Origin of the sequence: Sphingobium fuliginis (assembly GCF_015074805.1) — a bacterium.
Lineage (GTDB): Bacteria > Pseudomonadota > Alphaproteobacteria > Sphingomonadales > Sphingomonadaceae > Sphingobium > Sphingobium fuliginis.
Window position 1 is genome coordinate 1,779,655 of record NZ_CP060035.1, and the last position, 24,705, is coordinate 1,804,359.

At 66.5% G+C, this 24,705-nt stretch carries 27 protein-coding genes; 9 read left to right on the plus strand and 18 right to left on the minus strand.

Going from position 1 to position 24,705, the window contains the following annotated elements; all coding sequences use genetic code 11:
* Positions 1-21: 21 nt before the first annotated feature.
* From H5V43_RS08470 to H5V43_RS08495, 6 genes are read right to left on the minus strand one after another with little or no spacing between them, the layout of a single operon-like run.
* Entirely contained in the window at positions 22-1,098 is a 1,077-nt protein-coding gene (locus H5V43_RS08470) for a CgeB family protein (RefSeq protein WP_025551723.1), read from the minus strand.
* A complete protein-coding gene (locus H5V43_RS08475) occupies positions 1,095-2,201 on the minus strand; it encodes a CgeB family protein (protein ID WP_099185651.1) in 1,107 nt (368 codons plus the stop codon). Before H5V43_RS08475 ends, H5V43_RS08470 begins: the two co-directional genes overlap by 4 nt.
* Entirely contained in the window at positions 2,198-3,301 is a 1,104-nt protein-coding gene (locus H5V43_RS08480) for a CgeB family protein (protein ID WP_025551722.1), read from the minus strand. The genes H5V43_RS08475 and H5V43_RS08480 overlap by 4 nt, the downstream gene beginning before the upstream one ends.
* Positions 3,298-4,380: a glycosyltransferase family 4 protein gene (locus tag H5V43_RS08485; RefSeq protein WP_099185650.1), complete on the minus strand. Its 1,083-nt coding sequence runs from the start codon at positions 4,378-4,380 to the stop codon at positions 3,298-3,300. The genes H5V43_RS08480 and H5V43_RS08485 overlap by 4 nt, the downstream gene beginning before the upstream one ends.
* Positions 4,377-5,450: an SDR family NAD(P)-dependent oxidoreductase gene (locus H5V43_RS08490; protein ID WP_025551720.1), complete on the minus strand. Its 1,074-nt coding sequence runs from the start codon at positions 5,448-5,450 to the stop codon at positions 4,377-4,379. The genes H5V43_RS08485 and H5V43_RS08490 overlap by 4 nt, the downstream gene beginning before the upstream one ends.
* Positions 5,447-6,559, minus strand: coding sequence for an NAD-dependent epimerase/dehydratase family protein (locus tag H5V43_RS08495; protein WP_025551718.1), 1,113 nt, complete (start codon positions 6,557-6,559; stop codon positions 5,447-5,449). Before H5V43_RS08495 ends, H5V43_RS08490 begins: the two co-directional genes overlap by 4 nt.
* Before the next feature lie 273 nt (positions 6,560-6,832).
* On the opposite strand from H5V43_RS08495, the gene H5V43_RS08500 reads away from it, so the two are divergent.
* The 7 genes from H5V43_RS08500 to H5V43_RS08530 are packed head-to-tail and all read left to right on the plus strand — an operon-like array spanning position 6,833 to position 12,651.
* Entirely contained in the window at positions 6,833-7,459 is a 627-nt protein-coding gene (locus H5V43_RS08500; protein WP_025551716.1) for a histidine phosphatase family protein, read from the plus strand.
* Complete coding sequence (locus H5V43_RS08505; protein ID WP_025551715.1) at positions 7,456-8,280, plus strand: TIGR04290 family methyltransferase; 825 nt, start codon at positions 7,456-7,458, stop codon at positions 8,278-8,280. Before H5V43_RS08500 ends, H5V43_RS08505 begins: the two co-directional genes overlap by 4 nt.
* Positions 8,277-9,200 carry a glycoside hydrolase 5 family protein gene (locus tag H5V43_RS08510; RefSeq protein ID WP_025551714.1) on the plus strand — a complete coding sequence of 308 codons (924 nt, stop codon included), beginning with the start codon at positions 8,277-8,279 and terminating at the stop codon, positions 9,198-9,200. Before H5V43_RS08505 ends, H5V43_RS08510 begins: the two co-directional genes overlap by 4 nt.
* 12 nt (positions 9,201-9,212) lie before the next feature.
* Positions 9,213-10,328, plus strand: coding sequence for an inositol-3-phosphate synthase (locus H5V43_RS08515; protein ID WP_099185649.1), 1,116 nt, complete (start codon positions 9,213-9,215; stop codon positions 10,326-10,328).
* Entirely contained in the window at positions 10,325-11,329 is a 1,005-nt protein-coding gene (locus H5V43_RS08520; protein ID WP_037483267.1) for an MDR/zinc-dependent alcohol dehydrogenase-like family protein, read from the plus strand. Before H5V43_RS08515 ends, H5V43_RS08520 begins: the two co-directional genes overlap by 4 nt.
* A complete protein-coding gene (locus H5V43_RS08525; protein ID WP_025550103.1) occupies positions 11,326-12,354 on the plus strand; it encodes a Gfo/Idh/MocA family protein in 1,029 nt (342 codons plus the stop codon). Before H5V43_RS08520 ends, H5V43_RS08525 begins: the two co-directional genes overlap by 4 nt.
* A 15-nt stretch (positions 12,355-12,369) precedes the next feature.
* Positions 12,370-12,651 (plus strand): hypothetical protein, encoded by a 282-nt coding sequence (locus H5V43_RS08530; RefSeq protein WP_025550104.1) that lies wholly within the window; start codon positions 12,370-12,372, stop codon positions 12,649-12,651.
* A 38-nt stretch (positions 12,652-12,689) separates the two neighbouring features.
* Here H5V43_RS08530 and H5V43_RS08535 read toward each other — a convergent pair whose 3' ends face one another.
* Genes H5V43_RS08535 through H5V43_RS08550 form a run of 4 tightly spaced genes read right to left on the minus strand, consistent with a single transcriptional unit; the run spans position 12,690 to position 16,415 of the window.
* Positions 12,690-14,063 (minus strand): Coenzyme F420 hydrogenase/dehydrogenase, beta subunit C-terminal domain, encoded by a 1,374-nt coding sequence (locus H5V43_RS08535; protein WP_025550105.1) that lies wholly within the window; start codon positions 14,061-14,063, stop codon positions 12,690-12,692.
* Positions 14,060-15,148, minus strand: a complete 1,089-nt coding sequence (locus H5V43_RS08540) for a polysaccharide pyruvyl transferase family protein (protein ID WP_037483270.1) — start codon at positions 15,146-15,148, stop codon at positions 14,060-14,062. The genes H5V43_RS08535 and H5V43_RS08540 overlap by 4 nt, the downstream gene beginning before the upstream one ends.
* Positions 15,126-15,521, minus strand: coding sequence for a DUF6165 family protein (locus tag H5V43_RS08545; RefSeq protein WP_025550107.1), 396 nt, complete (start codon positions 15,519-15,521; stop codon positions 15,126-15,128). Before H5V43_RS08545 ends, H5V43_RS08540 begins: the two co-directional genes overlap by 23 nt.
* A gap of 15 nt (positions 15,522-15,536) precedes the next feature.
* Complete coding sequence (locus tag H5V43_RS08550; protein WP_226869856.1) at positions 15,537-16,415, minus strand: glycosyltransferase family 9 protein; 879 nt, start codon at positions 16,413-16,415, stop codon at positions 15,537-15,539.
* 271 nt (positions 16,416-16,686) lie between these two features.
* Between H5V43_RS08550 and H5V43_RS08555 the strand changes: the two genes are divergently transcribed.
* The gene (locus tag H5V43_RS08555) at positions 16,687-17,922 is read left to right on the plus strand and encodes an NRAMP family divalent metal transporter (protein WP_037483277.1); all 1,236 of its coding nucleotides are present in this window, start codon (positions 16,687-16,689) and stop codon (positions 17,920-17,922) included.
* 2 nt (positions 17,923-17,924) lie between these two features.
* On the opposite strand, the gene H5V43_RS08560 is transcribed toward H5V43_RS08555, so the two are convergent.
* From H5V43_RS08560 to H5V43_RS08595, 8 genes are all read right to left on the minus strand, one after another.
* Positions 17,925-18,653: a Crp/Fnr family transcriptional regulator gene (locus H5V43_RS08560; RefSeq protein ID WP_048576829.1), complete on the minus strand. Its 729-nt coding sequence runs from the start codon at positions 18,651-18,653 to the stop codon at positions 17,925-17,927.
* 81 nt (positions 18,654-18,734) lie between these two features.
* Positions 18,735-18,974: a DUF6894 family protein gene (locus H5V43_RS08565; protein WP_025550110.1), complete on the minus strand. Its 240-nt coding sequence runs from the start codon at positions 18,972-18,974 to the stop codon at positions 18,735-18,737.
* Positions 18,975-19,048: 74 nt separating this feature from the next.
* Positions 19,049-21,115, minus strand: coding sequence for an NAD(+) synthase (locus H5V43_RS08570; protein ID WP_099185648.1), 2,067 nt, complete (start codon positions 21,113-21,115; stop codon positions 19,049-19,051).
* Positions 21,102-21,641: a CinA family protein gene (locus H5V43_RS08575; RefSeq protein WP_025550111.1), complete on the minus strand. Its 540-nt coding sequence runs from the start codon at positions 21,639-21,641 to the stop codon at positions 21,102-21,104. Before H5V43_RS08575 ends, H5V43_RS08570 begins: the two co-directional genes overlap by 14 nt.
* 17 nt (positions 21,642-21,658) lie before the next feature.
* On the minus strand, positions 21,659-22,012 hold the full coding sequence (locus tag H5V43_RS08580) for a response regulator (RefSeq protein WP_025550112.1): 354 nt from the start codon (positions 22,010-22,012) through the stop codon (positions 21,659-21,661).
* Between the two features lie 6 nt (positions 22,013-22,018).
* Positions 22,019-22,921 (minus strand): iron-containing redox enzyme family protein, encoded by a 903-nt coding sequence (locus H5V43_RS08585; protein ID WP_044662676.1) that lies wholly within the window; start codon positions 22,919-22,921, stop codon positions 22,019-22,021.
* Positions 22,922-23,046: 125 nt separating this feature from the next.
* Positions 23,047-23,196 carry a lmo0937 family membrane protein gene (locus H5V43_RS08590; RefSeq protein ID WP_128830790.1) on the minus strand — a complete coding sequence of 50 codons (150 nt, stop codon included), beginning with the start codon at positions 23,194-23,196 and terminating at the stop codon, positions 23,047-23,049.
* Positions 23,197-23,331: 135 nt separating this feature from the next.
* Positions 23,332-23,946 carry a hypothetical protein gene (locus tag H5V43_RS08595; RefSeq protein ID WP_044662678.1) on the minus strand — a complete coding sequence of 205 codons (615 nt, stop codon included), beginning with the start codon at positions 23,944-23,946 and terminating at the stop codon, positions 23,332-23,334.
* Positions 23,947-24,212: 266 nt separating this feature from the next.
* On the opposite strand from H5V43_RS08595, the gene H5V43_RS08600 reads away from it, so the two are divergent.
* Positions 24,213-24,701 (plus strand): hypothetical protein, encoded by a 489-nt coding sequence (locus H5V43_RS08600; RefSeq protein ID WP_025550114.1) that lies wholly within the window; start codon positions 24,213-24,215, stop codon positions 24,699-24,701.
* The last annotated feature ends 4 nt before the right edge of the window (positions 24,702-24,705 follow it).

Below are 24,705 nucleotides of genomic sequence, written 5' to 3' on the forward strand. Positions count from 1 at the left end.
CCTTTTCTGTCCTGTCGTTCTTCATTCGGCCGCCGCCATGTCCCGCGTGCGCATCCGGGCGGCCTCTTGCAGCCAGTTTTCCAGCTCGGCGGCGCGGCTGCCCGATATATGCCGGTCCAGGATGCGGCGGCGTGCGGCCTCGCCCACATCGGCGCGATCCTCATGGAGGGCGACGATCACCTGCTCCGGATTCCAGGCGAAGATGATTTCGCGATTGGGCTCCAGCAGTTCATTGAGCCCCGGCCAGACATCGGAGATGATCGGCGTGCCGCAGGCCGCCGCCTCGAACAGCCGGACGGAGGGGGACCAGCCCGCCTCGATCATGTCGGCGCGCGTGACGTTCAGCGTGTAGCGCGAGGCGGAATAGAAAGCGGCGTGGTCGCGCGGGGCGAGATGCTCGATCCGCTCGACATTTGCGGGCCAGTCCATGTCGTCCGGATATTGCGGCCCGGCGACGACGAAACGCCTGTCGGGCAGCAGCCGCGCCGGTTCGATCAGCAGCTTCTCCAAGGTGGGCTGGCGATCCGGGCTGTAGGTGCCGAGATAGGAGAGATCCCATTTCTTCGGCACGTCCATCGGCCGATAGGCCGACGCATCCACCGAACAATAGAGCGCCCGCGCCATGGGGGAACGATAATGCCGCTCCAGCAGGTCGAGCGTCGGGCCGCCGGTGAAGGAGCAATAGCAGCCATAGCCCGCGATCAGTTCCGCCGACAGATAGTCGCACCGCCCTTCGCGCAGCGCCGCCAGCGTGACGGGCGTATCGATGTCGTAGAAGGCGGTGACCCCGCGCGCCGTGCGCTGCACATAATGGCCGACCGCGATGCCGTCGGGCACATAGGAGCCGACCATGACCGCGTCCGCCGTCTCGATCTCCTGCCGCCAATCTTCCAGCGCTTCCACGCTGTCGTAGAATTCCAGCCGGCAGAAGGCGGGATCGATGAGGTCGCGCTGGCTGGCATACCAGGGCACGTCCCGCTCCAGGAAGAGTATCTCATGCCCGCGCCCGGCAAAGGCCGAGAGCAGGGCGCGGAAGGTCGTGGCATGACCATTGCCCCAGGATGAAGACAGGCTGAGGCCGAGGACGACGAGTTTCATGCTCCCTCCATCTGATGCTGCCTGGCGGCGCGCCGCCCGGACCGGTCACGCAGGATTTCGTCGACCTGGCGCCCGCGCAGTTCATAGCTGTGTTCGGCCCGGACACGGGCGAGCGCCGCCTGTCCGATCGCCCGCGCCCGCTCCGGCGTCAGCGCCGCCAGATGATCCGCCACATCCTGCCCGTCGCGGGCGACCAGCACCTCCTCGTCCGGGGTCAGGAACATCTCTATCCCCTCCCACGCATCGGTGATCAGGCAGGCCCCTGCCCCCGCCGCCTCGAACACGCGGGTCGCGGGGGAAAAGCCGATATGCGCCATGCTGTCGCGGGCGACGTTCAGCACGGCCAGCGGGCTGCAATTGAAGGCGTTGTGCTCGGCGGTGTAGACATGACCGCGATGGCGGACATTGCCGGGCATCGCCTTGCTGTCCCAGCCATTGCCGCCGATCAGGAACTGGCGGCCGGGCGACAGGGCGGCGGGTTTCAGGAAGAATTCCTCCACCCGCGCCTCCCGGTCGGGCAGGCGGTTGCCAAGGAAGGCGAGATCGGCGGTGAAGCGCGGATCGGGCGGCACGGGATGGTGGCTCTGCGGATCGAGCGCATTGTAGACGGGAACGCACTCCACCGCGCCGAAGCCGCGATAGGCGTTCACCACCGGATCGCCGCCGCCATAGGTCAGCACCATGTCCAGTCCGGGCAAGGCGCGGCGCACGGCATGGTCCGGATCGGCGCGCATCTCGTCCAGCGTCGCGGCGGCGTCCACATCCCAGAAGATGCGCAGCGCATGGGGCCCGGCGCGGCGCATGACGCCGTCCAGCAGCTCGTCGTCGAATACGCCCACGCCGCTGGCCTTCACGACGACATCGGCATCGGCGGCCTCGTCCATCACGCCCTTCAGCGCGTCTGGCGTGGCGGGATAGACCACCACGCGCGCCCAGTCGGGCGGGTCGATGTCACGGTGCTGCTGCCGGTCGAAGGCATCCGGTTCATAGAATGCGATGCGATGGCCATGCCGGGCCAGCTGCTCCAATATCCCGCGATAATAGGTGGCCGCGCCGTTCCAGTAGGAGGAAAGCAGGCTGGAGCCGTAAAAGGCGATCTTCATGCTACGCTCCTGATCGGCTGCGCGTCGAGCGACGCCGTGATGTCCATCAGCTGCTGCGCGCGATGGGCGCAGCTATGGCGGCTGCGGATCGTCTCCAATCCGTTGCGGACGAGGCTGGCGCGAAGGTCCGCATCCTCGCTGATGGCGCGCATATGGCCCTTCATCTCGTCGCCGGTCCGGGCGAAGAGGAAATCCTCGCCGGGCCGGAACAACCCTTCGCTGTCGTCCCAAGGGGCGGACAGCAGCGGAATGCCGCAGGCCAGCGCCTCGAACACCCGGATCGTCGGAATGCCGGGCAGAAGCTGCGTATAATAGCGGCGCGGCACGTGGACGGTGGCAAGGTGGCGGGCGAAGATAGCCGGCGCGGCGGCATTGGGCGCCCAGCCATGATAGGCGACGCCGTAGCGTTCCAGCGTCGCCAGCGCCTCCTGAGGATAACGCACGCCATAGATGTCGAGCGGGAGCTTCGCCTGCCGCGCGGGGCGGAAGAGATAATCCTCCAGCTCGGCGGTACGCTCCCCATCGCCCCAGTTGCCGATCCAGACGAGGCCGCTTTTCTCACCGGGCAAGGGACGGAAATGCCTCGTGTCGGCGGCTTCATGCCAGGTCCAGACGCGCTCGCCCCAGCCCCAGCTTCGATAGACCTCCGACAGGGCCTCGCCGAACGCCAGCACGCCGTCATAGCCCGACAGGTCGAACGCCCGGATCGCGTCGGGATCGGACACGGCGCGATGATGGGTGTCGTGGAACAGTAGCGTGAAATCGCTCCGCCCCGCCCGGATCAGGCCGAGCGCCCCGACCAGCGAAGGCTCGTTCCATTCATGGACGATGACGAGTTCCGCGCCGTCGAGCAGGGCCACCAGATCGTCCTTCATGCCATAGCCTTGGGCACGGAGTTCGGGATAGGCCTGACGATAGGCGGCGAGACCCTCCTCCCCATGGTCGGACAGGAGGTTGGCGAGGCTCCAATTGCCCTCCGGCTCCAGCGCCAGCACGTCATGGCCCATGGCGGCGAGTTCGCGCAGCACGCCGCGCAGGAAATGGGCATTGCCGTGATTCCAGCAGGACAGCAGCGAATGGGTGAAATAGAGGATCTTCATGCGGCGACCTTCCGCTGGACGGCGCGATAATGGGCGGCCATGTGCGCGGCCGTGGCGGCGGGGGTATAGGCGCCCGCCCGTGCTTGGGCGCGCTGGCCCATTTCCCCGCGAGCGGCGCCGTCGCCCAGCAATTCCTCTATCGCCAAGGTGAAGCCCCGCGCGTCGTGAGGATGGACGAAGATGGCGGCGCCATCCCATAGCTCCCGAAAAGTGGGAATGTCGGACAGCACCAGCGCGCAACCGGCCAGCGCCGCCTCCAGCACCGCAAGGCCGAAGGGTTCGTAAAGCGCCGCCGAAGCGAAGACCGGCCGGCTGGCCAGATGCCGGGCCAGCGCCATGCTGTCGAGCGGGCCGAGCGGCAGCAGCGAACGCAGACCGATCGCCCCTCCCTGCGGCCCCTCAAGCGGCCCGGCGGCCCTGAACGGCACGGCGATGCGGGCGGCCGCCTCATCCAGCACCCGGACATTCTTGCCCTCGTCCCAGAGACGGCCGGCGGTGAACACATGGTCCTGCATCGCCTGCGGCTTTACCGGAAAGAACCGGCCATTATGGACCGCCATGGGGAGCACGCCATAGTGGCGACGCGCCGCCTGCGCAAAGGCCATGCTGGGCGCGACGATGCGGCTCGCCTGCCGAAGGCCGGCCGCGACCAGCGCGGTGCGCCAGTTGAAATCCTCCGGCATGGGACCGCCGCGTACCGCTTCCCACCAGGTCGCGACGCAACTGTGCAGCAGCGCGATCGCCGGGCAGGGATAACGGCCGGCACTGGCCAGCGCCGGCGTATGCAGTTGCACCGCGTCGGCGCGAAGGTCGCCCGCCATTTCCGCCAGCCGCGCCTCGGCCTGCACGATGGGCGCCGCTTCCGCCGCCAGCCATTCGAGTTCGAGGCCGGTTTCCACCAGATGGCAATTGGCTATGGCCGCCGCCTCCGCCCGCTGCGCCTCGCTCAGCGCAGGCCCCATGACGGCCAGCGTCACCTCATAGCCATGGGGCTGGAGCGCGCGGATGAGGTCGGTCGAATATTGCCAGACGCCGCCCACCGCGTCGGCGGACAGCAGCAGATGCCCGCCGCCCCTCACAGCGCGCTCGCGGTCATCAGCCTGGGCCCGGCGCGCTCCGCCCGTTCCTCCGCCAGCCAGCGGGTCAGGTCGGCCACGCCCTGCCGCCAGGGCTTGCGCGCCTTCAGGTTCAGCGCCATGCGCGCCGCGCCGGTGTCCGCGACGAAATAGCGCTGGTCGCCCGCCCGCCAGGGCGCGAAGTCGGGTACGATGGACTTGCCCAGATGGACGCCGATGAAGGCCAGGATCTGCCGCAGGCTGACGGCATTGTCCGGCCCGCCGCCCAGGTTGAAGGCGCGGCCGCCCACCCGTCCGATCTGCCGCCAGACCGCCAGATAGGCGTCCACCGCATCCTGCACGTCCAATATGTCGCGCACCTGATGGCCGTCGCCATAAAGGGTGATCGGCTGCCCTTCCAGGGCGCTGATCAGGAAATGCGCGACCCAGCCCTGATCCTCCGTCCCCATCTGCCGCTGGCCGTAGATGCAGCTCATGCGCAGCACTGCGGCGGGCAGATCGAAACTGCGGGCATAGTCCAGCACATATTGGTCCGCCGCCCCCTTGGAGCAGCCATAGGGCGTATGGAAATCGAGCGGGCGGCTCTCGTCGATGCCGCTGGCGCGCAGATGCTCCGAGGCCGGCTGATAGGCGCCGTCGATCAACGGGAAGTCCAGGTCCTCCAGCCCGCCATAGACCTTGTTGGTGGAGGCGAAGATCACCGGGGGCGGCGTGGCGCAGCGGCGCGCAGCCTCCAGCACGTTGAGCGTGCCGAGCGCGTTCACCTCGAAATCGGCGCGCGGATCGGTGAAGCTGGTGGTGACGGCGACCTGCGCGGCCATGTGGAAGACCGCCTTCGCGCCGGCGACCGCCCGGTCCACCGCCGCATCGTCCCGCACATCGGCGATGACCGGCGTGATCGCGGCGCCGTGGCGCTGCTCCAGCCAGACAAGGTTGCGCTCGACGCCGGGCCGGGCCAGCGAGTCATAGACGACGACCTGCTCGCCCTCCCCCGCCAGCCGGTCGGCGATGTTGCAGCCGATGAAGCCGGCGCCGCCCGTGACCAGCACGGGCCTTCCGTCGGCGCGCTTCACGCGACCAGCCCCCGCGCTTCCAGCTCCGCCCGCGCCTGATTGACGCGGTCGTCGGCGGTCTGCCGCGCCACCCATTCGGCCAGCACGGCAAGGCCCTGCTGGAAGTCCTGCCGCGCCCTGAAGCCCAGCACCTCTTCCGCCTTGCCGGTGTCGCAGAAGCAATGGCGGATGTCGCCGGTGCGCGCCTTGCCGACGATTTCCGGTTCCCCGTCGTTCCGGCCCATCGCCAGTGCAAGCGATTGCGCCACCTCCGTGACGGAGCGGTCCTGCCCCGAGCCGATGTTGAAGGTGCCGCCCGCCGCCTGCGGCAGTTCCAGCGCATCGGCAAAGGCGCGCGCCACGTCGCCGACATGCACGAAGTCGCGCCGCTGCCCGCCATCCTCGAAGATCATCGGCTTCTGCCCGTTCAGCAGGCGCGACGCGAAGATCGCCAGCACGCCGGTATAGGGATTGGACAGCGCCTGCCCCGGCCCATAGACGTTGAACAGGCGCAGGCAGACGCCCTCCATGCCATAGGGCGCGGTCATGATGTGAGTCGTGCGTTCCTGCACATATTTGTTGAGCGCGTAGATGGAGGCGAGATTGGGCTGCTTCCATTCCGGCGTGGCGATGGGGGTGAGCGGACGGCCCTGCCGGTCGACCGGGTCCCAGACCTTCTGATTGTCGCGGATCGACCCGCGCTCCGCGTCCTGGACGATCCGGCCGTCCTCGTCGCGGTACAGCCCCTCGCCATAGATGCTCATCGAGGAGGCCGTCACCACACGCCGCACCGGACGGTCGATCAGCCGTTCGAAGAGGACGGCGGTGCCGACGTCGTTGACCGAGGTATAGCGCTCCACTTCATACATGGACTGGCCCACGCCGACTTCCGCGGCGAGGTGGATGACGGCGTCGACGCCTTGCAAGGCGCGATCCACCGCATGGCCGTTGCGCACATCGGCGCGGATCAGCTCAACCTCCGGATCGAGATCGGCCGGCCGCTCGATGTCTCCATGAACCTGCTCGATCATGCTGTCCAGCACGCGAACGGCATGGCCGCGCTCCAGCAACTCCCGGCAAACCGTCCGGCCAATAAAACCGGCGCCACCCGTGACAAGAATCTTTTCCACGGCCGCTCCCCTTCATTGATGATGATTTGCCAAGGATTGGCCGCGGGAATGTGATATTCCCCGCAACCGTGGCAACGGGATCATGAACATCTTCTTCTACCGTCAGGTTCCGGAAATATTTCAGAAAACCGTTGAATCTATACTCAATATAAACTCATGAAAATAACTCATGTTATACGACAAAAACACAGGTTATTCATGATGTTTCCATTTACCTGTTTGAGAATTACGGCTATGGAACTTTCCTTCTCTTAATCCTGTTAAGCAGCATCTATGTTGATGCTGTCCTCCTCTCGCGAACCGCCCCGCACCTGCTTTCACCTGATCCGTCATGGGATGCATGGCGAATATGGCCGCCTGCTGAGCGGACGGGCGGGCGCGTCGCCCCTCACTGCGCGGGGCCGCATGCAGGCAGCCGGCGTCGCGGCATGGCGCGGCCTGCACGACATAGACGCCGTCCATGCCAGCCCGCGCCGGCGCACGGTGGAAACCGCCTCCATCATTGCCCGGTCCCTGGGGCTGGAGGTCGCCATCGTCCCTGATCTGGACGAGGTCGATTTCGGTTCCTGGAACGGACAGTCCTTTCCGGAACTGGAGGAAAATCCGCGCTGGCGCGATTGGAACCGCAACCGCTCCACCAGCGCGACGCCGGGCGGAGAGACGATGGGCGGCGCGGTCGCCCGAACCGTCCGGCATCTGGAAACAGTCGCGCGGGAAAAGGCGGGCGCGACCATCCTCTGCGTCACCCATTGCGACATCATCCGCGGGACGATCGCGCATTATCTCGGCCTCAGCCTCGACAATCTGCTGAGGTTCGAAGTCGATCCCGGTTCGATCAGCACGATCCTGCTGGGACCAGGCGGCGGTAGCGTGACCCGATTGAACGAGGTACCCGCATGAAGACAGTGAATCTCGCCGCAGACCGCAAGACCGACGCATTGCGCCGCCAGATCGAAGAATTGGGCCCATGGTTCCACAATCTTCGCATCGGCGGCATGGAAACCGCGCCGGATCATTTCCTGGGCGATTATCCGGCTTTCAAATTCGCGCGCTTTGCGGATGCCGTTCCCGAAGACCTTTCCGGAAAATCCGTACTCGACATCGGCTGCAACGCCGGTTTCTATTCGCTCGAGATGAAACGCCGGGGCGCAGCCGAAGTCCTGGGCATCGATTCCGACGACCGGTATCTGGCCCAGGCCCGTTTCGCCGCCGAAGCGCTGGGCCATGACGGCATCGAGTTCCGCAACCTGTCCGTCTATGACGTCGGAAAGCTCGGTCGCCGCTTCGACCTCGTGATCTTCATGGGCGTGCTCTACCATCTGCGGCACCCCCTGCTCGCGCTCGACCTGATCCGCGAGCATGTGGCGGGCGACATGATGCTGTTCCAGACGATGCAGCAGGGTTCGTCCGACGTGCTGCTGGTGCCGGAGGATCATCCCTTCCACGTCCCCGGCACCAGCCGCCCGCCCGGCTTCTTCGACAATCCGGCCTATCCGCGCCTGCACTTCATCGAACGGAAATTCGCGCATGACTGGACCAACTGGTGGGCCCCGAACAAGGCCGGCGCGCAGGCGCTGCTGCGCGCCGCCGGCTTCACCATAGAGGCCGAGCCGGAGGAGGAAGTCTATCTCTGCCGCGCCGCCCCGATCCCGTTCGGGGAGCTGATGGGCAGGCCGGCCGTCTATCCAGCCCAAGGGCCAGAGGAGGGAACCGACGCATGATCGAAGCCGCGATGATCTGGAACGAACCCAATAACAAGTCGCATTGGGACCCGGAGGTCGACCCCGACTGGTCGCTCTATGCCGACATGGTGATCCGCGCGGGCGCCGCCATCGCCGACGCCAATCCCGCCGTGACCCGCGTGCTGGGCGGCATGTCGCCCATCGATCCGCATTGGGTGAACCGGATGCGCGACCATGGCGCGCTGGACGCGGTGGATGTCGTGGCGGTGCACGGCTTCCCGCTCGACTGGAACCTCTGGCCGCTCAATGACTGGCCCTCCCGGATCGCGGAGATCGAGGCGGTGGTGCCCGACAAGCCGGTCTGGGTGACGGAAGTCGGCGTCGGCTCCTTCGGCGCGGAGGAAGTGCAGGTCTTCGGCCTCAACCGCACCGCCGAACTGCTGATCGGGCGGGTGCCGCGCATCTATTGGTACAGCCTCTACGACCTGCCGCAGGAATGGGGCGCAACCACGCGCCATCGGGAAGCGGAAGGATCGAGCTATTACCGCCATTTCTACATGGGGCTGATCCGCGCCGACGGCACGCCCAAGCCCGCACTGGAGGACTATGCCAGGGTCGCTGGCGAGATGGGGCTGATGCAATGGTTCCATTTCGAGGACCCGCGCCTGAACGATGCCGTCGACTGGATGAAGCGGCTGGGCGTCAGGCAGTTGCGCACCGGCCTGAGCTGGGCCGACAGCTTCCGCCCCAATGCGGTCGACTGGTTCGACCGGCAGATGGAGGCGCTCAGCGATTTCGACGTCACCGTCACCTTCTGCTTCACGCCCGAACATCTGGGCATCGCCCCCCATCACAGCAGCGCGGTCCACGATCCGCAGGCCTTCGCGGATTTCTGCGCCTGGATGGTCGACCGCTACGCGCCGGCATCGGCCGCCCTGCCGGTCGCCCGCACCGCCTGACGGAGACGCATCATGCAACCTATCAACATCGGCATCGTCGGCGTCGGCAATTGCGCCAGTTCGCTGGTGCAGGGCCTGTCCCACTATCGCGCCGAGAGCAACGACCATAGCGGCCTGATGCATTGGGAACTGGGCGGCTATCGCCCCTGCGACATCCGACTGACGGCGGCCTGGGACATCGACCGGCGAAAGGTCGGCCGCGACATTGCCGAAGCGATCTTCGCCCGGCCCAATTGCACCCAGGCCTTCTGCGGCGACGTCCGCCCCAGCGGGGTGAAGGTGGAGATGGGCCGCCTGCTCGACGGCTGCGCCGATCATATGGCGGACCATCCCGACGATCGCACCTTCCTGCCTGCCGACGACGCCGAACCCGACCGCGCGCAGGTGGTCGAACGGCTGCGCGAGGCGAAGGTGGACGTGCTGCTCAACTATCTGCCGGTGGGATCGCAGCAGGCGACGGAATTCTACGCGCAATGCGCGCTGGAGGCGGGCGTCGCCTTCGTCAACAACATTCCGGTCTTCATCGCCAGCGACCCCGCCTGGGCGGACCGGTTCGAGCGGGCCGGCGTGCCGATCATCGGGGACGACATCAAGGCGCAACTGGGCGCGACCATCGTCCATCGGGTTCTCACCGACCTGTTCGCCAAGCGGGGCGTGAAGTTGGACCGCACCTACCAGCTCAACACCGGCGGCAATACCGATTTCCTCAATATGTCGAACCGTTCGCGGCTGAAGTCGAAGAAGATTTCGAAGACCGAAGCCGTGCAGTCGGTCGCGGAAACCCGGCTGGAGGATGAGAATATCCATATCGGCCCGTCCGATTATGTCGCCTGGCAGAATGACAACAAGGTCTGTTTCCTGCGCATGGAAGGCCAACTCTTCGGCGGCGTGCCGATGAACCTGGAACTGCGCCTGTCGGTGGAGGACAGCCCCAATTCGGCGGGCGTCGCCATCGACATGATCCGTTGCGCCAAGATCGCGCTGGATCGCGGTCTGGGCGGCCCCATCCATCCGGCGGCAGCCTATTTCTGCAAGCATCCGCCGATGCAGATGACCGATGACCGGGCGCATGAAGCGCTGGAGGCCTTTATCCGTGGGGAGGGCGCAATCGCGCTGGCGGCGGAATGAGCGAATTGCTGATGCCGGAGCGCGAACCGGCCGAAAAGGCGGCGACCATGCGCGCGGCGGTTGTCACCGGCCCCGGCGCGGTGCGGATCGACCGGGTTCCGATGCCGCGGCCCGGCCCCGGTCAGGTCCGCATAAGGCTGGAGGGATGCGGCGTCTGCGCCTCCAACCTCACCCCCTGGGCGGGACCGGAATGGCAAAGCTTCCCGCTGGAGCCGGGCGCGCTCGGCCATGAGGGCTGGGGCATTGTCGATGCCATCGGGGAGGACGTGACCTCTGTAACGGTGGGGGACCGCGTGGCGGCGCTTTCCTATGCCAGCTATGCCGACCATGATTTGGCGGACGAAAGCGCCATCGTGCGGCTGCCGTCCGAACTGGACGGGCTGCCCTTCCCCGGCGAGCCCCTGGGGTGCGCGTTCAACATCTTCCGCCGCGCCGACATCCAGCCCGGCCAGACCATCGCGATCATCGGCATCGGCTTTCTGGGGGCGCTGCTCACCCGGCTGGCGACGGAGGCCGGAGCCCGCGTCGTCGCCATTTCGCGGCGCCCCTCCTCGCTCGCCCTCGCCCGCGATCATGGCGCGGCGGAGACGATCGCGATGGACGATCATCAGGCGATCATCCACCGGGTCAGCGCGCTCACCCAAGGACGCTTCTGCGAACGGACGATAGAGGCGGTGGGCAAGCAATGGCCGCTCGACCTGGCGGGCGAACTCACCGCCGAGCGCGGCAAGCTGATCGTCGCGGGCTATCATCAGGACGGGCCGCGCCAGGTGAACATGTGGCTGTGGAACTGGCGCGGCATCGACGTCATCAACGCCCATGAGCGCGATCCCGCGGCCTATGCAGAGGGAATGAGGGAAGCGGTGGCGGCGGTCGCTTCCGGCCGCATCGATCCCGCGCCGCTCCTCACCCACCGCTATCCGCTCGACCGGCTGGGCGAGGCGCTGGACGCCACGCGCGACAAGCCGGACGGTTTCGTAAAGGCGATCATCGTCCCATGAATGCCGCTATCGCCCCTGCACCCACCCTCCTCACCCGCCCGCGCATCGGCTTTCTGGGCGTGGGCTGGATCGGCCGCAACCGGATGGAGGCCATGCTGGCGACCGGCGGGATCGAGGCGGCCGCCATTGCCGACGCCCTGCCCGGCAACGGTGCGGAGGCGGCCCTGCTCGCTCCCGACGCGGTGCGGCTGGAGTCGCTCGACGCGCTGCTGGAACAGCCGCTCGACGGCATGGTCATCGCCACTCCCAGCGCACTCCACGCAGAACAGTCGATCCGCGCGCTGGAGCGGGGCGTGCCGGTCTTCTGCCAGAAGCCGCTGGGCCGCACCGGGGCGGAGGTCCGGGCCGTGATCGACGCCGCCCGCGCGGCCGACCGGCTGCTGGGCGTCGACCTGTCCTATCGCGGCACCGCAGGCATGCGCGCCCTGCGGGATCATGTCCGCGCCGGCCAACTGGGCCATGTCCATGCCGTCGACCTCATCTTCCACAATGCCTATGGCCCGGACAAGCCGTGGTTCCACGATCCCGCATTGTCGGGCGGCGGCTGCATGATGGACCTTGGCGTGCATCTGGTCGACCTGGCGCTCTGGGTGCTCGACTTCCCCGAGGTGGAGCGGATCGAGGCCGCCCTCTTCGCGAAAGGACGTCCGCTGGAGGATCGCGGCCGGCAGGTCGAGGATCTGGGCATGGCGACGCTGCATCTGGCGGACGGGCGCATGGTCCGGATCGCCTGCTCCTGGAACCTCCATGCGGGGCAGGATGCGGTGATCGCCGCCGATTTCTACGGCGACAGGGCGGGAGCCGCATTCCGCAACATCGGCGGCTCCTTCTACGACTTCCGGGCAGAGCTGTTCCGCGGCACGGCGCGGGAAACGCTGTCGGAGCCCGGCGATCCATGGGGCGGCCGAATGGCGGCGGAATGGGCCGAAAAGCTGGCGCGCTCCCCTCGCTTCGATCCGGGATGCGAAGAACTGGCGCATGTGGCCGACATCATGGACGGCATCTACGCCGCCGCAACGGTATAAGGAAAGGACTTCATCATGAGCACATCGGACACGACCACCGACCATGACACCATCCGCAAATGGGTGGAGGATCGCGGCGGCCGCCCCGCAGTCGTCAAGGCGACGGAAGACAATGGCAAGGGCGGCGGCCTGCTGCGCATCGACTTTCGCGAGAAGGATGAGGCGCTGGACGAAATCGAGTGGGATGAATTCTTCCGCATCTTCGATGAGAACAATCTCGCCTTCCTCTATCAGGACAAGACGAAGGACGGGAAGGAAAGCCGGTTCAGCAAATTCGTGGAACGCGACAAGGGGTAAGCCGGCAGCAGGCGCCCGCCGACCATTGCGGCCAAGGGTCACGCAAAACGGTCGAACAGCTTCCCCAGCCAGCCGCGCGAATAAGCGAGGCCATGGTAGAGCTTCAGCATGGCCCGCGCCCAGACCAGGAACAGGCCGGGCCTGCCCAGAGCCTCGGCCAGCCGGAACACCGTGCCGCTGCCCCTGCTGATCGCGTGGCGCAGCCGATAGATCATCCTGCGCCGCCACGGCAGGCCCGCGCTGCCCGGCCGCACGCGCTTGCGCGGCCGGACGCCCGCCTTGCGCCAGCAAAGCCGATAGGCCAGTCCTTCCCGCCGCTGGCGAAAGCCCGCCGCCTGCGTTTCCCGCACGAAACCGGCGTCGACGGGTTGCAAGGCCAGCCTTCCCGCATCGATGCCTTCGCGCAGCATTGCATGCAGCGCGGGCGACCGCACCACCACGACATTGGTGCCGCGCCCGTCGGAGGAATAGGGTTCCACCCAGGCATCGCCAAAGGCGATGTCGGCGGTCTCCGCCACCACATCGTCGCAAAAGTCGCAGGCGCTGTTCTGGAAGAATCCCGACCCCCAGTCACCATCCACCAGATGCCACCAGTCCCGCATACGCTGTTCGCCGGCACGATCGGTCAGCCGCGCCCTGTACCAGTTGGCCGGCCGCTCCGGGTCCTTGACGCGATAGTCGATCTGCCGGACAGCGGCGGGGTCGAAACCCATCTGCCGGGCGAAGCTGGACGCCATATGGCGGCTTTTCATATGCCCGCACACCAGGCCCAGCGTGAAGACAATACGTTCCCGCAGCAGCGGATCGGCGGCGCGGGCGAGATGCACCGCCTTGATGAAGCAGGGAATGCCGACGACGGCATAGCGGCCCGGCACCTCCCGGATCTCGCGCAGCACCTCGGCCATGTCGACGGGATAGTAGCGCGACTGCGCGCCCTCCCACAAAGCAGGAAGATCGCGCGCTATGCGATAGCGGAACAGACGCCCCTCGGTCGCGGGATCGGCCCGCGTCACATGCGCCACGCCATCCACCATCCCCCGGCGCAGCAGTTCACCCGCGACCCAGCTCACCATGCCGCCCGAACTGCCCCTTTCGCGATAGCCGGCTTCGGCGGCGTGGCCGACATAGGCAGCGTCGAACCGGCCGATATACTCGTCCTGCGCCGCCGCTGCCGGAAAGCGCTGTCGGGCGATCTCATCCTCATTCATGGCGTGCGGGGAAAAAGGACAGCATGCCGAAAAGCCCTCGCTCCGCCGCCGATACCAATCCGGATCGCCGGCCGGGTTGCGCTGGCCGTCCCTGTTCCACTCCAGCCGGGCCTGCTCGGGCCGGGCCTGCGCGACGCAGCCGCCGCAGCCGATGCAGAGGCCCGACGAAACCATGTCGCGGGGGCTGACCGCCGCCGCGCTCATGACGGCATCGCCAGCGCCCGCCGCAGGAAATCGCCCGACTGCGCCCGCAATCGATCGATGCGCTGCTGCACGGCCGATGCCGGCGGTTCGTCGAGGCTCCGGGCGACGACCCGATCATCATCCTCCGTCAGGATCATATGCCCTTGCGCGCCCAGCTCCCAGAGGAGATCGCGCACCTTGTTCATGCGGTAGGCGGAGGGCGCCGTGACGAAAGGACGCCCATTCAGCAGGGCGAAGACGCAGCCATGGAAGAAATTGGTGACGACGGCGTCGGCGCCCGCCATCAGCTCGGCGAATTCCAGCGGTCCGGCCTCCAGCCATTGCTCGTCCGCCCAGTCGTTGCGATAGCCTATGCTGCGGATCGGGAGCCCGCGCGCCCTTGCCCAGTTGCGGACGGAAAGACAGAACCACTCCGGGAAATTATGACCGTAAAGCGCCACATAGCCTTCGCCCGACGCGCCCCTGCGCACCGCCGGTCCGGGGAATTGCAGGCAAGGGTCCAGCACGATGTCGGGGTCATGACCCAGCGCGGTTCTGATCATCCGGCGGCTGTTCTGGTCGCGCACGGAAATGGAGGCGAAGTTGCCGATCTGGCTTGCCCAATGGTCGGACAGTCCCTCCGACGCATTCTGATTGCCGAAACTGGCCGCATAGGAGATCAGCGTCCCGCGAACCCCCTTGCCGTAAAAGGCCGAACATCCGCCATACCAGGGGTGGCGCAGGTTCCACACCTCGTCGCTGCCGACGATGACGGCGTCATAATCGCCCATCTCTTCCGGCCGGTCGATGGGAAAGCGGCGCGACAGAGGCAACCGCTCGAACGCCTCGCGAAATTTCCGGGTCTTGCGGGCATAGGCCGGAAAATCGCTGCGCGGCGTCCGCTGCGGCAGGGTGGGACTGAGCGCGCATCGAAGCTCCGCCCGGGTGACGCGCGGCGACTCATGGTCCAGCAATTCGGCCTCGACGCCCATGCGCCGCAACCCTTCGACCAGACAGCGCGCCTGCCAATAGGAACCGTAGTTGATGCAACGGTGGAATGTCAGGACGCCCAGCCGCCGCATCTCAGTCCGCTGCGCAGGCGGCATAGCTTTTTTCCTCCACCAGTTCGGAATCCAGCAGGCGGTTGATCTCCCGCTTGATCGCGGCGCGCCGGTCGTTCATCCTGTAGACCGACCGGGCAAGGTCGATGAAGGACGCGCCGAACCGCGCTGCCGCCTCTTCCCCCCGGATCGCGTCCTCGATTTCCCACAGCGCCTCGTTCACCCGCTTCAGGCTTTCGACCAAACCGCCCACGGCCCCGTCGCGCAGGGCCTGTTCGCCAATGGCGCTCAGCAACCGATATTCCCTGCCCACATTGTCCCGCGCGGCGGGCGTGGCGATCCGCTCCTGCTTGATCTGCAGGATCGTCATCTTGTCCAGCAGCTCCCCCCAGGACACCGGTACGGAAGGGGTCGGCATATATCCCATGTTCAGCTACCTTTCCGCTGCGAGCGCCGGACAGGCGGCAAGGTCGCGCGCCAGTTCGGCCAATGGCGTTTCCCAGTCGCCGGCGCTGGGCTGGGCATAGATCCGCATCGACGGATACCAGGGCGTGCCGCGCGCGCCGACCGGCCAGCGCCAGTCGGGATCGGACTTCAGCAACAGCCAGGTCGGCTTGCCCATGGCGCCGGCCAGATGGGCGATCATCGTGTCGACGGTGATGACCAGATCCGTCGCGCCGACCAGGGCCGCCGTCGCCTTCATGTCGAAGGGGCAGCCGTCCGGATTGAGCACGGGCAGCATCGTCGCCTCCGGCATCAGGCTGATGCAGGGCGCCATGGCGCAGATCGGCGCCAGCAGGTGCGGCGGAATGGACCGCGCAGGGTCCCACGGTCCCGCGCCATGGCAAAGCCCGACGCAACCATGCGGCAGCACGCCGCTTTCCGCCGCGAGATAGGGCATCGCCGCATCGGCGGGCGTCAGCCGAAGCGCGAAGTCCAGTTCCGTGATCTCCAGATCGCATTCCGACTGCGGCAGCGGATGGGCGTCGATAAAGGGGACGAAGCGGATGCCGCCGCCCGGTCCGGCGATGAGGTCGATCAGCCGCGGCTGCATCTCCACCGTCAGCGAGGCCGTGCGCGCCGCCAGCATCGGCAGGAAGCGCGCGAACTGGATGCTGTCGCCCAGGCCATGATAGCAGCGCACCAGACAGTGCCTGCCTTCATAAGGCCGCCCGTCCCATACCCAGCGCTGATGATAGGGCAGCGTCGGATCGTCCCGGCGGGCGGGATCGCGCCGCTGGAGTTCCCGTTCCGAAATCGCCCAGGCGGCGGCATGGTCCCCCGCGCGCATCGCAGCCGCCCAATCTGCCATGTGATCCGCCATGCCGTCCCCAATTCCCGCCCGGTGGAGCGCGTTCCGGACCGCCGGCGCGACCCGGACGATCCGCTAACCTATGTGATCGAAATTCCGGCATCGGCGCGTCGTGGAAACCGGCCCGCTATCATGGGTTAACGGCCATGCACCTCCCGCCGTGCCTGCCGTGTTGAACCACGGCTTTGCCCGTTCGAGGTGGAAATTGACTGCCCAATCCCGTGAACCGCTGAAAACCCTCAGGCCGGTGGACAGGCCGCGCCGGGGCGTCATGAAGATGCTCGCCGCCGGCATCGTGACCGGCGCCGCCGACGACGATCCTTCCGCGATCGGCACCTATGCCAGCGCGGGCGCGCGCTACGGCCTTGCCTTCCTGTGGATCGCGCCGGTCCTGCTGCCGATGATGTATGTCGTCGTCTATCTGTCCGCGAAGATCGGGCAGGTCTATGGCAAGGGCCTGTTCGCCTGCATCCGCGATCAGTTCCCGCGCTGGCTGCTGCTGCCGCTGGTGACGCTCGCCTTCGCCGGCAACATCATAGAGGCGGCGGCGGACCTGGGCGGCATCGGCGCGGCGCTCAACCTGCTGGTGCCGATCCCGGTGCCGCTGATCGTGGTGGGCGCGGCGGCGATCATCTTCGCCCTGCAATATTTCGGTTCCTACATGCTCATCCGGCGCGTGTTCCGCTGGCTGGCGCTCATCCTCTTCGCCTATGTGGCGGCGGCGGTCATGGCCCGCCCCGATCCCATCGCGGTGCTGCGAGCCACCTTCATCCCCGCGCTCAGGATCGATGCGCAATCGCTGTCGCTGATCGTCGCCTGCATAGGCACCTCGCTTTCCGCCTATATCTATACCTGGCAATCCAATCAGGAGGTGGAGGAGCAGATCGCCCTGGGCCGCCGCCGGCTCTGGCAGCGCAAGGGCGCGACCGCGTCGGAGATGAAGCGGACGAGCCGCGACGTGCTGACCGGCATGATCTTTTCCAACCTCATCCTCTATTTCATCCTGCTCGCGACCGGGATCACCCTGCACGCCGCCGGACGGACGGAGATCGAGACCGCCGCCGACGCCGCCGCCGCGCTGGAACCCATCGCCGGTCAGGCCGCGAAATTCCTGTTCGCCGCCGGCGTGGTCGGGGTGGGCTTCCTGGCGGTGCCGGTGATGACCACGGGCGCGGCCTATGACGTGGTGCAGGGGCTGGGCCGCGCGGGCAGCCTGCATGACGCGCCGCAGGACAACAGGCTGTTCTATGCCATCATCGCGGCGGTGACGGCGCTGGCGGTGGCGATGAACTTCCTGGGCTTCAACCCGATGAAGGCGCTGGTCTGGTCGGGCATCGTCCAGGGCTTTTCCGTGCCGCCGCTGCTGCTGCTCATGATGCTGCTCACCAACCGCCCGGCCGTGGTCGGCGCGCGCACCAACGGCCGCTGGACCAACCTGCTGGGCTGGACGACGACCGGCGTCACCTTCCTCTGCGCCCTGTCGCTGGCGGCGAGCTGGCTGCTATGAGCCTATTCCCGACGCATTTCCAGATAGCCGCTGTCGAAGCTCGCGATGCGGACGAGGCCGTCCCAGTCCAGCACGCGGATGGTCCGCCCGGTCCAGGACAGGACACCCTGCTGCCTCAGCCAGCGAACGACGCGGTTCATGTGCACCGGCGTGATGCCGAGCGCGTCGGCAATATGCGCCTGCGTCGCCTTGAATTCGAAGGCCGTGCGCGAACCCTGGCCCGCGCATTCCAGCCGCAACGCCATTTCGCACAGCAGATGCGCGGTGCGCGCCGCCGCATCCCGCCTGCCAAGGCTGACCACCCATTGGGCGATGATCGAAGCGTCGACCACGCAGTCGCGCCAGAAGGCCTCCGCCACGCGGGGATGGGCGCGCGAGACCCGCAGCAGTTCCTCATGCGGGATCTTCAGGTAGGTCAGCGGCGCGGAAAGGGCCTGAACCGCCCATTCCACGCGCGGCAGCATGGCGGAATGCAGGTCGCACATGTCGCCGGGAATATACATCGCCGTGATCTGCCGCATGCCGTTGGGCAACTGCCCGAACCGCCCCGCAAGGCCTTCCGCCACCAGGCAGGAATAGGTCACCAGATGACCGGGAGGGACGATGTCGACATTGGGCGACACCTGCGCCAAATGGAAGCGCATGGACAGGATCGCCTGCCGTTCCTCCTCCGTCAGCGGGGAACGGATCAGAAGCCGGTTCAGGAAATATTGCAGGGCGGGATGCGGCATCAGCCGACGCTCCCCACAAGAGGGCGCAACCGCCGCAGGGCGATGATGCGCGAGGGGGGCGGCCTGCAGAATCGCCGCAGGTCAGCCACCGAACGTCACGACATCGCGAAAATAGATCGTTTCCAGCTTTCGGCCCTGATCGTCCTGCAAGACCAGATGATGATCGAGATTGACAGGCCGGCCGTGGATGACATGTTCCGCGATGATTTCGCGCCCGCTGCGGATCGCTTCGGCCCGCGCCTCCGCCACGTCAGCAAATTGCTGGCCGGCTTCGTCGATCACATTGTCGTCGTTGAACAGGTGAATGTGGAATATCGGCATGGGTGATAAAATCCGTGTTCGAAACATTGTTCCGGTGTCAGGCCACGTGATCCCCACGACGACTTCGGCGGAGGTCAGCCCCCTTTGTCGTCGCCATCCAGACCACGCGCCAATTCATCGAGCCACACCGTCGCGGTCCCGTCCGACGGCGCCCGCCAGTCGCCTCTGGGCGACAGCGCGCCGCCGGAGGAGATTTTCGGGCCATTGGGCAGCGCGGACCGCTTGAACTGGCTGATCGTGAAGAAGCGGTAGAGGAAATTTTCCAGCCAGTGCCGGATCGTCGGCAGATCATAGGCGCGTTTGGCGCTCTCCGGATAATCCGTCGGCCATGCGCCGCTTCCGGCGTCGCGCCAGGCGTGCCATGCCAGAAAGGCCACTTTCGACGGCGGCAGGCCCAGGCGCACGATATGATGCAGGAAGAAATCGTTGAGCGCATAGGGGCCGACCCGATCCTCCGTGCTCTGCAAGGCGCCGTCCTCCCCCGCCGGCACCAGTTCGGGCGAGATTTCGGTATGCAATATCGCGTCCAATATCCGCGCAGTCGCCGCATCGAACTGGCCGGTCGCGATGCACCAGCGGATCAGGAACTGGATCAATGTCTTGGGAATGGCGCTGTTGACCGCATAATGGCTCATCTGGTCGCCTACGCCATAGGTGCACCAGCCCAGCGCCAGTTCGCTGAGGTCGCCCGTCCCCACGACGAAGCCGCCATGCCTGTTGGCCAGCCGGAACAGATAGTCGGTGCGCAGCCCCGCCTGCACATTTTCGAAGGTCACGTCATAGACCGGCTCCCCCCGCGCGAAGGGATGCCCCATGTCGCCCAGCATCTGGCGGGCGGCGGGGCGGATGTCGATCTCCTCCCCCTTCACCCCCAATGCGTTCATCAGCGCCCAGGCATGGCCCTTGGTCAACTCGCCCGTGGCGAAGCCCGGCATGGTGTAGCCCAATATGGCCGAGCGCGGCAGGCCCAGCCGGTCGCAGGCCTTGGCGGCGACGATCAGGGCATGGGTGGAATCGAGGCCGCCCGACACGCCGATGACGAAATGCCGGCCCGCGGTCGCCCGAAAGCGCGTGACCAGCCCCTCGACCTGGATATTGAAAGCCTCGTAGCAATCCGCCGCAAGCTGCCCCGGATCGGCGGGGACGAAGGGAAAGCGCCGGGGCGACCGGTGCAGGCCGACATCCTTGCCGCCGCGCAGAAAGGGAAAACGCACGGTACGGAAGCGGGTTTCCGGATGCCCGGCCGCGGCCGCATTGTCGTTGAAGGTGCCGTTGCGCATCCGCTCCAGCCGCAGCCTCTGCACATCGACATCCGCGTAGAGCAGTTCCGCCGCATCCCCGAACCGCTCCGATTCCGCCAGCAGTTCGCCCAGCTCATGCACCATGGCCTGCCCGTCCCAGGCCATGTCCGTGGTGCTCTCGCCCGTGCCCGCCGCCGAATAGGCATAGGCCGCCTGACAGCGCACCGACTGGGAGGCGGATAGCAGATGCCGGTCGCGCGCCTTGCCGATGGTGATGTTGGAGGCCGAAAGATTGCACAGGATCAGCGCGCCCGCCATCGCCCCCATGGTGGAGGGCGGCAGCGGCGCCCAGAAATCCTCGCAGATCTCGACATGGAAGATGAAGTCGGGATAGCTGTCCGCCGCGAACAGCAGGTCCGTGCCGAACGGCGCGACATGGCCGCCGACGTCGATTTCCAGCCCGGAAAGACCGGCTCCGGACGCGAACCAGCGCTTTTCATAATATTCGCGGTAGTTGGGCAGATAGCTTTTCGGCACCACTCCCAGCAGCCGCCCGTCCGCAATGACCAGCGCGCAATTGTAGAGCCGCCCGCCGCGCCGAAGCGGCGCACCGATCAGCAACACCGGCCAGCCGGCGCTCGCCTCGATCAGCGCCGCCGCCTCCCGTTCCACCCTGTCGAGCAGCGCTTCCTGCAGGTGCAGGTCGTCGATCGCATAGGATGACAGGCATAGCTCGGGAAACAGCAGGAGGTCGGCCGCGCCGCCCGCCGCCTGCCGCGCAAGCGCCCGGATCGCCTGTGCATTGGCTCCGACATCGCCAACGCTGCCCTTGGGCGTCGCCGCCGCGACACGGACAAGGCCGTGGCTATGGATCGACGCGAACCTTTCAACCTCGCTCAAGGGCATGCCTCATCATCTCGAGCGCGACCCGGATGGACCTGATCCGCACGGGTCCTCGCCCTATGTCCCCGAAATGCTCTTCCCGATGCTCGGTCGGCCCGCCTAGTGCGGCGCAGGCGAAATGGACCAGGCCCGCTTCTTCCCCGGGCGGGGCCGCACCGGCATAGCCGGTTATGGCAAGCGCGATGTCCGCATGGGACCGTTCGATCGCGCCATCGGCCATCGCCATGGCGACCTCCCGGCTGACCGCACCGCAGGCCGCGATCCGCTCGCTGCGGATGCCCAGCAATTCGCATTTGGCATCCTCGCTATAGACGACGAAGCCGCGTTCGAAGGCATGGCTCGCGCCCTCCACATCGGTCAGCAGCGACGCCAGCAGCCCGCCCGTGCAGCTTTCCGCCGTCGCCAGCGTCAGTTCGGCGGAACAACAGTCCTTCAGCAAGGTGGCGGCGGCATTCTCAATATCTTCGGGAATGATAGGCGACAGGGTTTCCGCCGTATCGCCCTTCCCATCCGATGCGCTCATGGCGGGCCATCCTCATTCTAATGCACGATCCGGCGCAGGGCATCGATCAACTGGCGGGACAAGGCCCATTTGGGCACGAGCGGAGCGCCGGGATGAGCGTTGACGGCAGGATGCGCAAAGGCGCCGGTGCAGAACAGATAAGGGATGTCATATCGGTCCAGATCGTCGGCGAGCAGACCGACATCCCCATCCCTCACCCGCACGTCGAGCACCGCGCCCGCCGGGAAGTCCGCCGCGACCGCCGCCATGCCGTCCGCCAGGCTGGCATATGGACCGTCCACCTCATAATCCGCGTCTTCCAGCAGGTCCGCGATGATGCCCGCTATCGCCGGATCGTCCTCCACCAGCAAAATTTTGGGATTTGCCGCCATGGCGCCTCATCCCAATCCGAAATGCGCGCGATAGCGCTCGAAACAGCGCTCCCCGCATTGAAGGCGGATCAGCGCGCCTTCCGCCATCGCCGTCGCCCGCCGTGGGTCTTCGGCGACGAGCGGCACTATGGCTTCATCGTTCCAGTCGCGGCTGTGCTTGACGTCCAGCACGGCATGCAGATCGAAATAGCGCCTTTCGCTGCCGCTGAGCCCGATGCGGCGCAGGCCCTGGGCAGTATGGGCGGAACGGCCGGGGGCGGTCAGTTCGATCACGCCCAGCGCGCCGACGCTGTGCCAGGCATAACAGCGCGACGTCGCCATCGCCGTCATCGCATTGGCGAGGGCCAGGCTCTGCCAGACCGTGCTCTCGACCCCGATGTCGAGGTGAAGTATGTCGACCAGCTGGCCCAGCATCGGGCCGTGCATGCCCTTGGCATTGCCGCGGCCCATCTCGTCCCAATAGTTGCGCGCCAGTTCCAGCTTGGCGCGCGGCGGCAGCTTCACCTGAGTCAGGGCGACCAGATCGTCGAAACCCGCTTCCCCCGCCGCTTCCTGCGAAAGGAACCATCGAATCTCGTCCCGGCTCGCCTCCTGCGCCAGCCAGGGGAAAAGCGCGTCCTTCTGGCCGGGTCCGCTTTCCTTCAGTCCTTCGAACCAGGCGATGAACCCGTCCGGGTCGGTCGGCGCCTGCGCCGCTTCCTCGCGAACTTCCGCCCGCAGCTCCTCGATAAAGCCATGCTCCAGACGAAGCATCCGCCGATCGCGGTCGAATCTCTCCGCGGTCATGTCCGAAGGAAATGCTGGCGAAAGCCGTTCACGATTCCAGTAGGTAAGCTCCTCCTGAAACGGCTGCTGCAGAAATTGTGACCCGTGATATTCCCATTGTGTCGCCACGATAAAACCTCTCATTCATCATGGCTAAAAATCCCGGGACAGGCGAGCGTTCCTGAAAATCTTACTGATCCGGATCAACTCTGCAGGAAACGACCATGATGACTGCCGGACGGGTGCCGACAATCATCCTGGTGAAACGATCAGGGAACCCGTCGGCCCGCCACAAGCTGATAGACGAGGACGACCAACGCCAATACCAGCAGCAGGTGGATCAGTCCCCCGCCCACCGGCACGATGAATGCGCCCAATGCCCAGAGGACGAGGAGGATGATAAGGATGGTCCACAACATGATCGGCCTCGCTGTCGCTAAGTCAGGCTGGATAAGTCGCGCCGCCTGCGATTGTTCCGACGCGATCCATTCCCGTGCATGAAACATGGCGGCTCCGCTCAAGAAGCCGCCATGTCCGGGGTCCGGCGTCTGCCGTCAGCGCTGGGTGACGGTCGTGGTCGTCTTCTCCACCACGGAAGCGCGGGCCGGGCTCGTCGTGCGCTGCACCACCTTGCGCTTGACCGGAGCGGCCTTGCGCGTCGCAGTGGGGGTGGTCTTCACGGTTTCCGTGGTGACCGTGGTGGTCGCGGGCGCGGGCACCGCTGCGGCGGCGCGGGCGGCGCGGGCGTCTGCTGCCGCGGAAGCCGCTGCGCGCTCGGCGGCTTCGGCGCGCGCATTGGCCGCCGCGGCATCCTGTTGCGCGGCCACGGCCGTCGATGCATGCACCTGGGCGTCGGCATCGGCGCGCAGGCGGCTTTCACCGATTGCGGTGTCCGCAAATTGCTGCGCTTCCACCGCCGTCCGGATGGCGGCCTGTTCCTTGCCGCTCTTGAGATGCTCCTGCGCCAGACGCAGGGACGCCTGGGCCTTCGCCAACACCGCCGGATCGAAGTCGCCGGCCTTCAACTTGCCCGCAGCGTCGATTTTCCCCTGGGCCTGCGCAATCGCCGCAAGCGCGCGTTCTTCATCGCCCGCCAGCGCGGGCGTGCTTGCCAGGAACAGGGCCGATGCAGCAGCGAAAGCACGCATGGAAAAGCTGATCTCACGCATATACTCTCCTGTATTCGTTTCTTGAGGCCACGAGAACGAATCATGTGGCGACTGTGTTCCACTTGGATGATGCGGATGCCGACTGTCGCATCCTCCGCCAAGGTCTGGGCCTGATCTTCGATGCCGATATATTTCTCTTCCGGATGGGAACAGGATTGCACCGGAATATAAGGCGACCGCCCTAACATGAATTATATGGCTTGCCCCGGCATCGGGGAACCTGCCCGCGAGAGCCGCCGTTCTTCCGCCGAGGAGGCCGTCTGCACATGACACCGAAGAGCTGGAGCCTTGGACTCGGTCTTTTCTCCATCGGTCTGGGACTGGCGGAAGTCGCACGACCACGCGCCATTGCGAGGCGGCTGGGACAGGACCATGCCGCCGCCCGTGCGACGATAAGGCTGTTCGGAGCGCGCGAGCTGCTGGCCGGCGCAGGCATCCTTGCGGCGCCGGCGCATTCCACGCGGGTCTGGAACCGCGTGGCGGGCGATGCCCTCGATCTTGCGGCGCTCGCCCTGGCCAGCCGGCGCCGCCCGCTCTGGGGGCCGATGGCCTTCGTCATGGGCGCCACGGTGGCGGACATCATCGTGGCGCGCGCGCTGGACCGAAAGACCGGGAAGATGTTGCCGCTGTCTCCCGGCAAGCCGCGCATACCCCCCGATCCGCCTGCCGACGACCAAGGGTCCCCCACCACCATAGAGCCGGACGACATGGCGTTTCACCATGCGCCGCCGGTGCCCACGCGACAGGTGCGATGACCGG

Coding starts and splice junctions, on each gene's coding strand:
- H5V43_RS08600 (WP_025550114.1), top strand. CDS start 24,213: ATGACACCGAAGAGCTGGAGCCTTGGACTCGGTCTTTTCTCCATCGGT.
- H5V43_RS08560 (WP_048576829.1), bottom strand. CDS start 18,653: ATGCCGCATCCCGCCCTGCAATATTTCCTGAACCGGCTTCTGATCCGT.
- H5V43_RS08480 (WP_025551722.1), bottom strand. CDS start 3,301: ATGAAGATCCTCTATTTCACCCATTCGCTGCTGTCCTGCTGGAATCAC.
- H5V43_RS08540 (WP_037483270.1), bottom strand. CDS start 15,148: ATGCCGCCTGCGCAGCGGACTGAGATGCGGCGGCTGGGCGTCCTGACA.
- H5V43_RS08575 (WP_025550111.1), bottom strand. CDS start 21,641: ATGAGCGCATCGGATGGGAAGGGCGATACGGCGGAAACCCTGTCGCCT.
- H5V43_RS08565 (WP_025550110.1), bottom strand. CDS start 18,974: ATGCCGATATTCCACATTCACCTGTTCAACGACGACAATGTGATCGAC.
- H5V43_RS08520 (WP_037483267.1), top strand. CDS start 10,325: ATGAGCGAATTGCTGATGCCGGAGCGCGAACCGGCCGAAAAGGCGGCG.
- H5V43_RS08505 (WP_025551715.1), top strand. CDS start 7,456: ATGAAGACAGTGAATCTCGCCGCAGACCGCAAGACCGACGCATTGCGC.
- H5V43_RS08555 (WP_037483277.1), top strand. CDS start 16,687: ATGAAGATGCTCGCCGCCGGCATCGTGACCGGCGCCGCCGACGACGAT.
- H5V43_RS08590 (WP_128830790.1), bottom strand. CDS start 23,196: ATGTTGTGGACCATCCTTATCATCCTCCTCGTCCTCTGGGCATTGGGC.
- H5V43_RS08470 (WP_025551723.1), bottom strand. CDS start 1,098: ATGAAACTCGTCGTCCTCGGCCTCAGCCTGTCTTCATCCTGGGGCAAT.
- H5V43_RS08580 (WP_025550112.1), bottom strand. CDS start 22,012: ATGGCGGCAAATCCCAAAATTTTGCTGGTGGAGGACGATCCGGCGATA.
- H5V43_RS08530 (WP_025550104.1), top strand. CDS start 12,370: ATGAGCACATCGGACACGACCACCGACCATGACACCATCCGCAAATGG.
- H5V43_RS08550 (WP_226869856.1), bottom strand. CDS start 16,415: ATGGCAGATTGGGCGGCTGCGATGCGCGCGGGGGACCATGCCGCCGCC.
- H5V43_RS08475 (WP_099185651.1), bottom strand. CDS start 2,201: ATGAAGATCGCCTTTTACGGCTCCAGCCTGCTTTCCTCCTACTGGAAC.
- H5V43_RS08515 (WP_099185649.1), top strand. CDS start 9,213: ATGCAACCTATCAACATCGGCATCGTCGGCGTCGGCAATTGCGCCAGT.
- H5V43_RS08595 (WP_044662678.1), bottom strand. CDS start 23,946: ATGCGTGAGATCAGCTTTTCCATGCGTGCTTTCGCTGCTGCATCGGCC.
- H5V43_RS08545 (WP_025550107.1), bottom strand. CDS start 15,521: ATGCCGACCCCTTCCGTACCGGTGTCCTGGGGGGAGCTGCTGGACAAG.
- H5V43_RS08535 (WP_025550105.1), bottom strand. CDS start 14,063: ATGAGCGCGGCGGCGGTCAGCCCCCGCGACATGGTTTCGTCGGGCCTC.
- H5V43_RS08525 (WP_025550103.1), top strand. CDS start 11,326: ATGAATGCCGCTATCGCCCCTGCACCCACCCTCCTCACCCGCCCGCGC.
- H5V43_RS08510 (WP_025551714.1), top strand. CDS start 8,277: ATGATCGAAGCCGCGATGATCTGGAACGAACCCAATAACAAGTCGCAT.
- H5V43_RS08585 (WP_044662676.1), bottom strand. CDS start 22,921: ATGAGAGGTTTTATCGTGGCGACACAATGGGAATATCACGGGTCACAA.
- H5V43_RS08500 (WP_025551716.1), top strand. CDS start 6,833: ATGTTGATGCTGTCCTCCTCTCGCGAACCGCCCCGCACCTGCTTTCAC.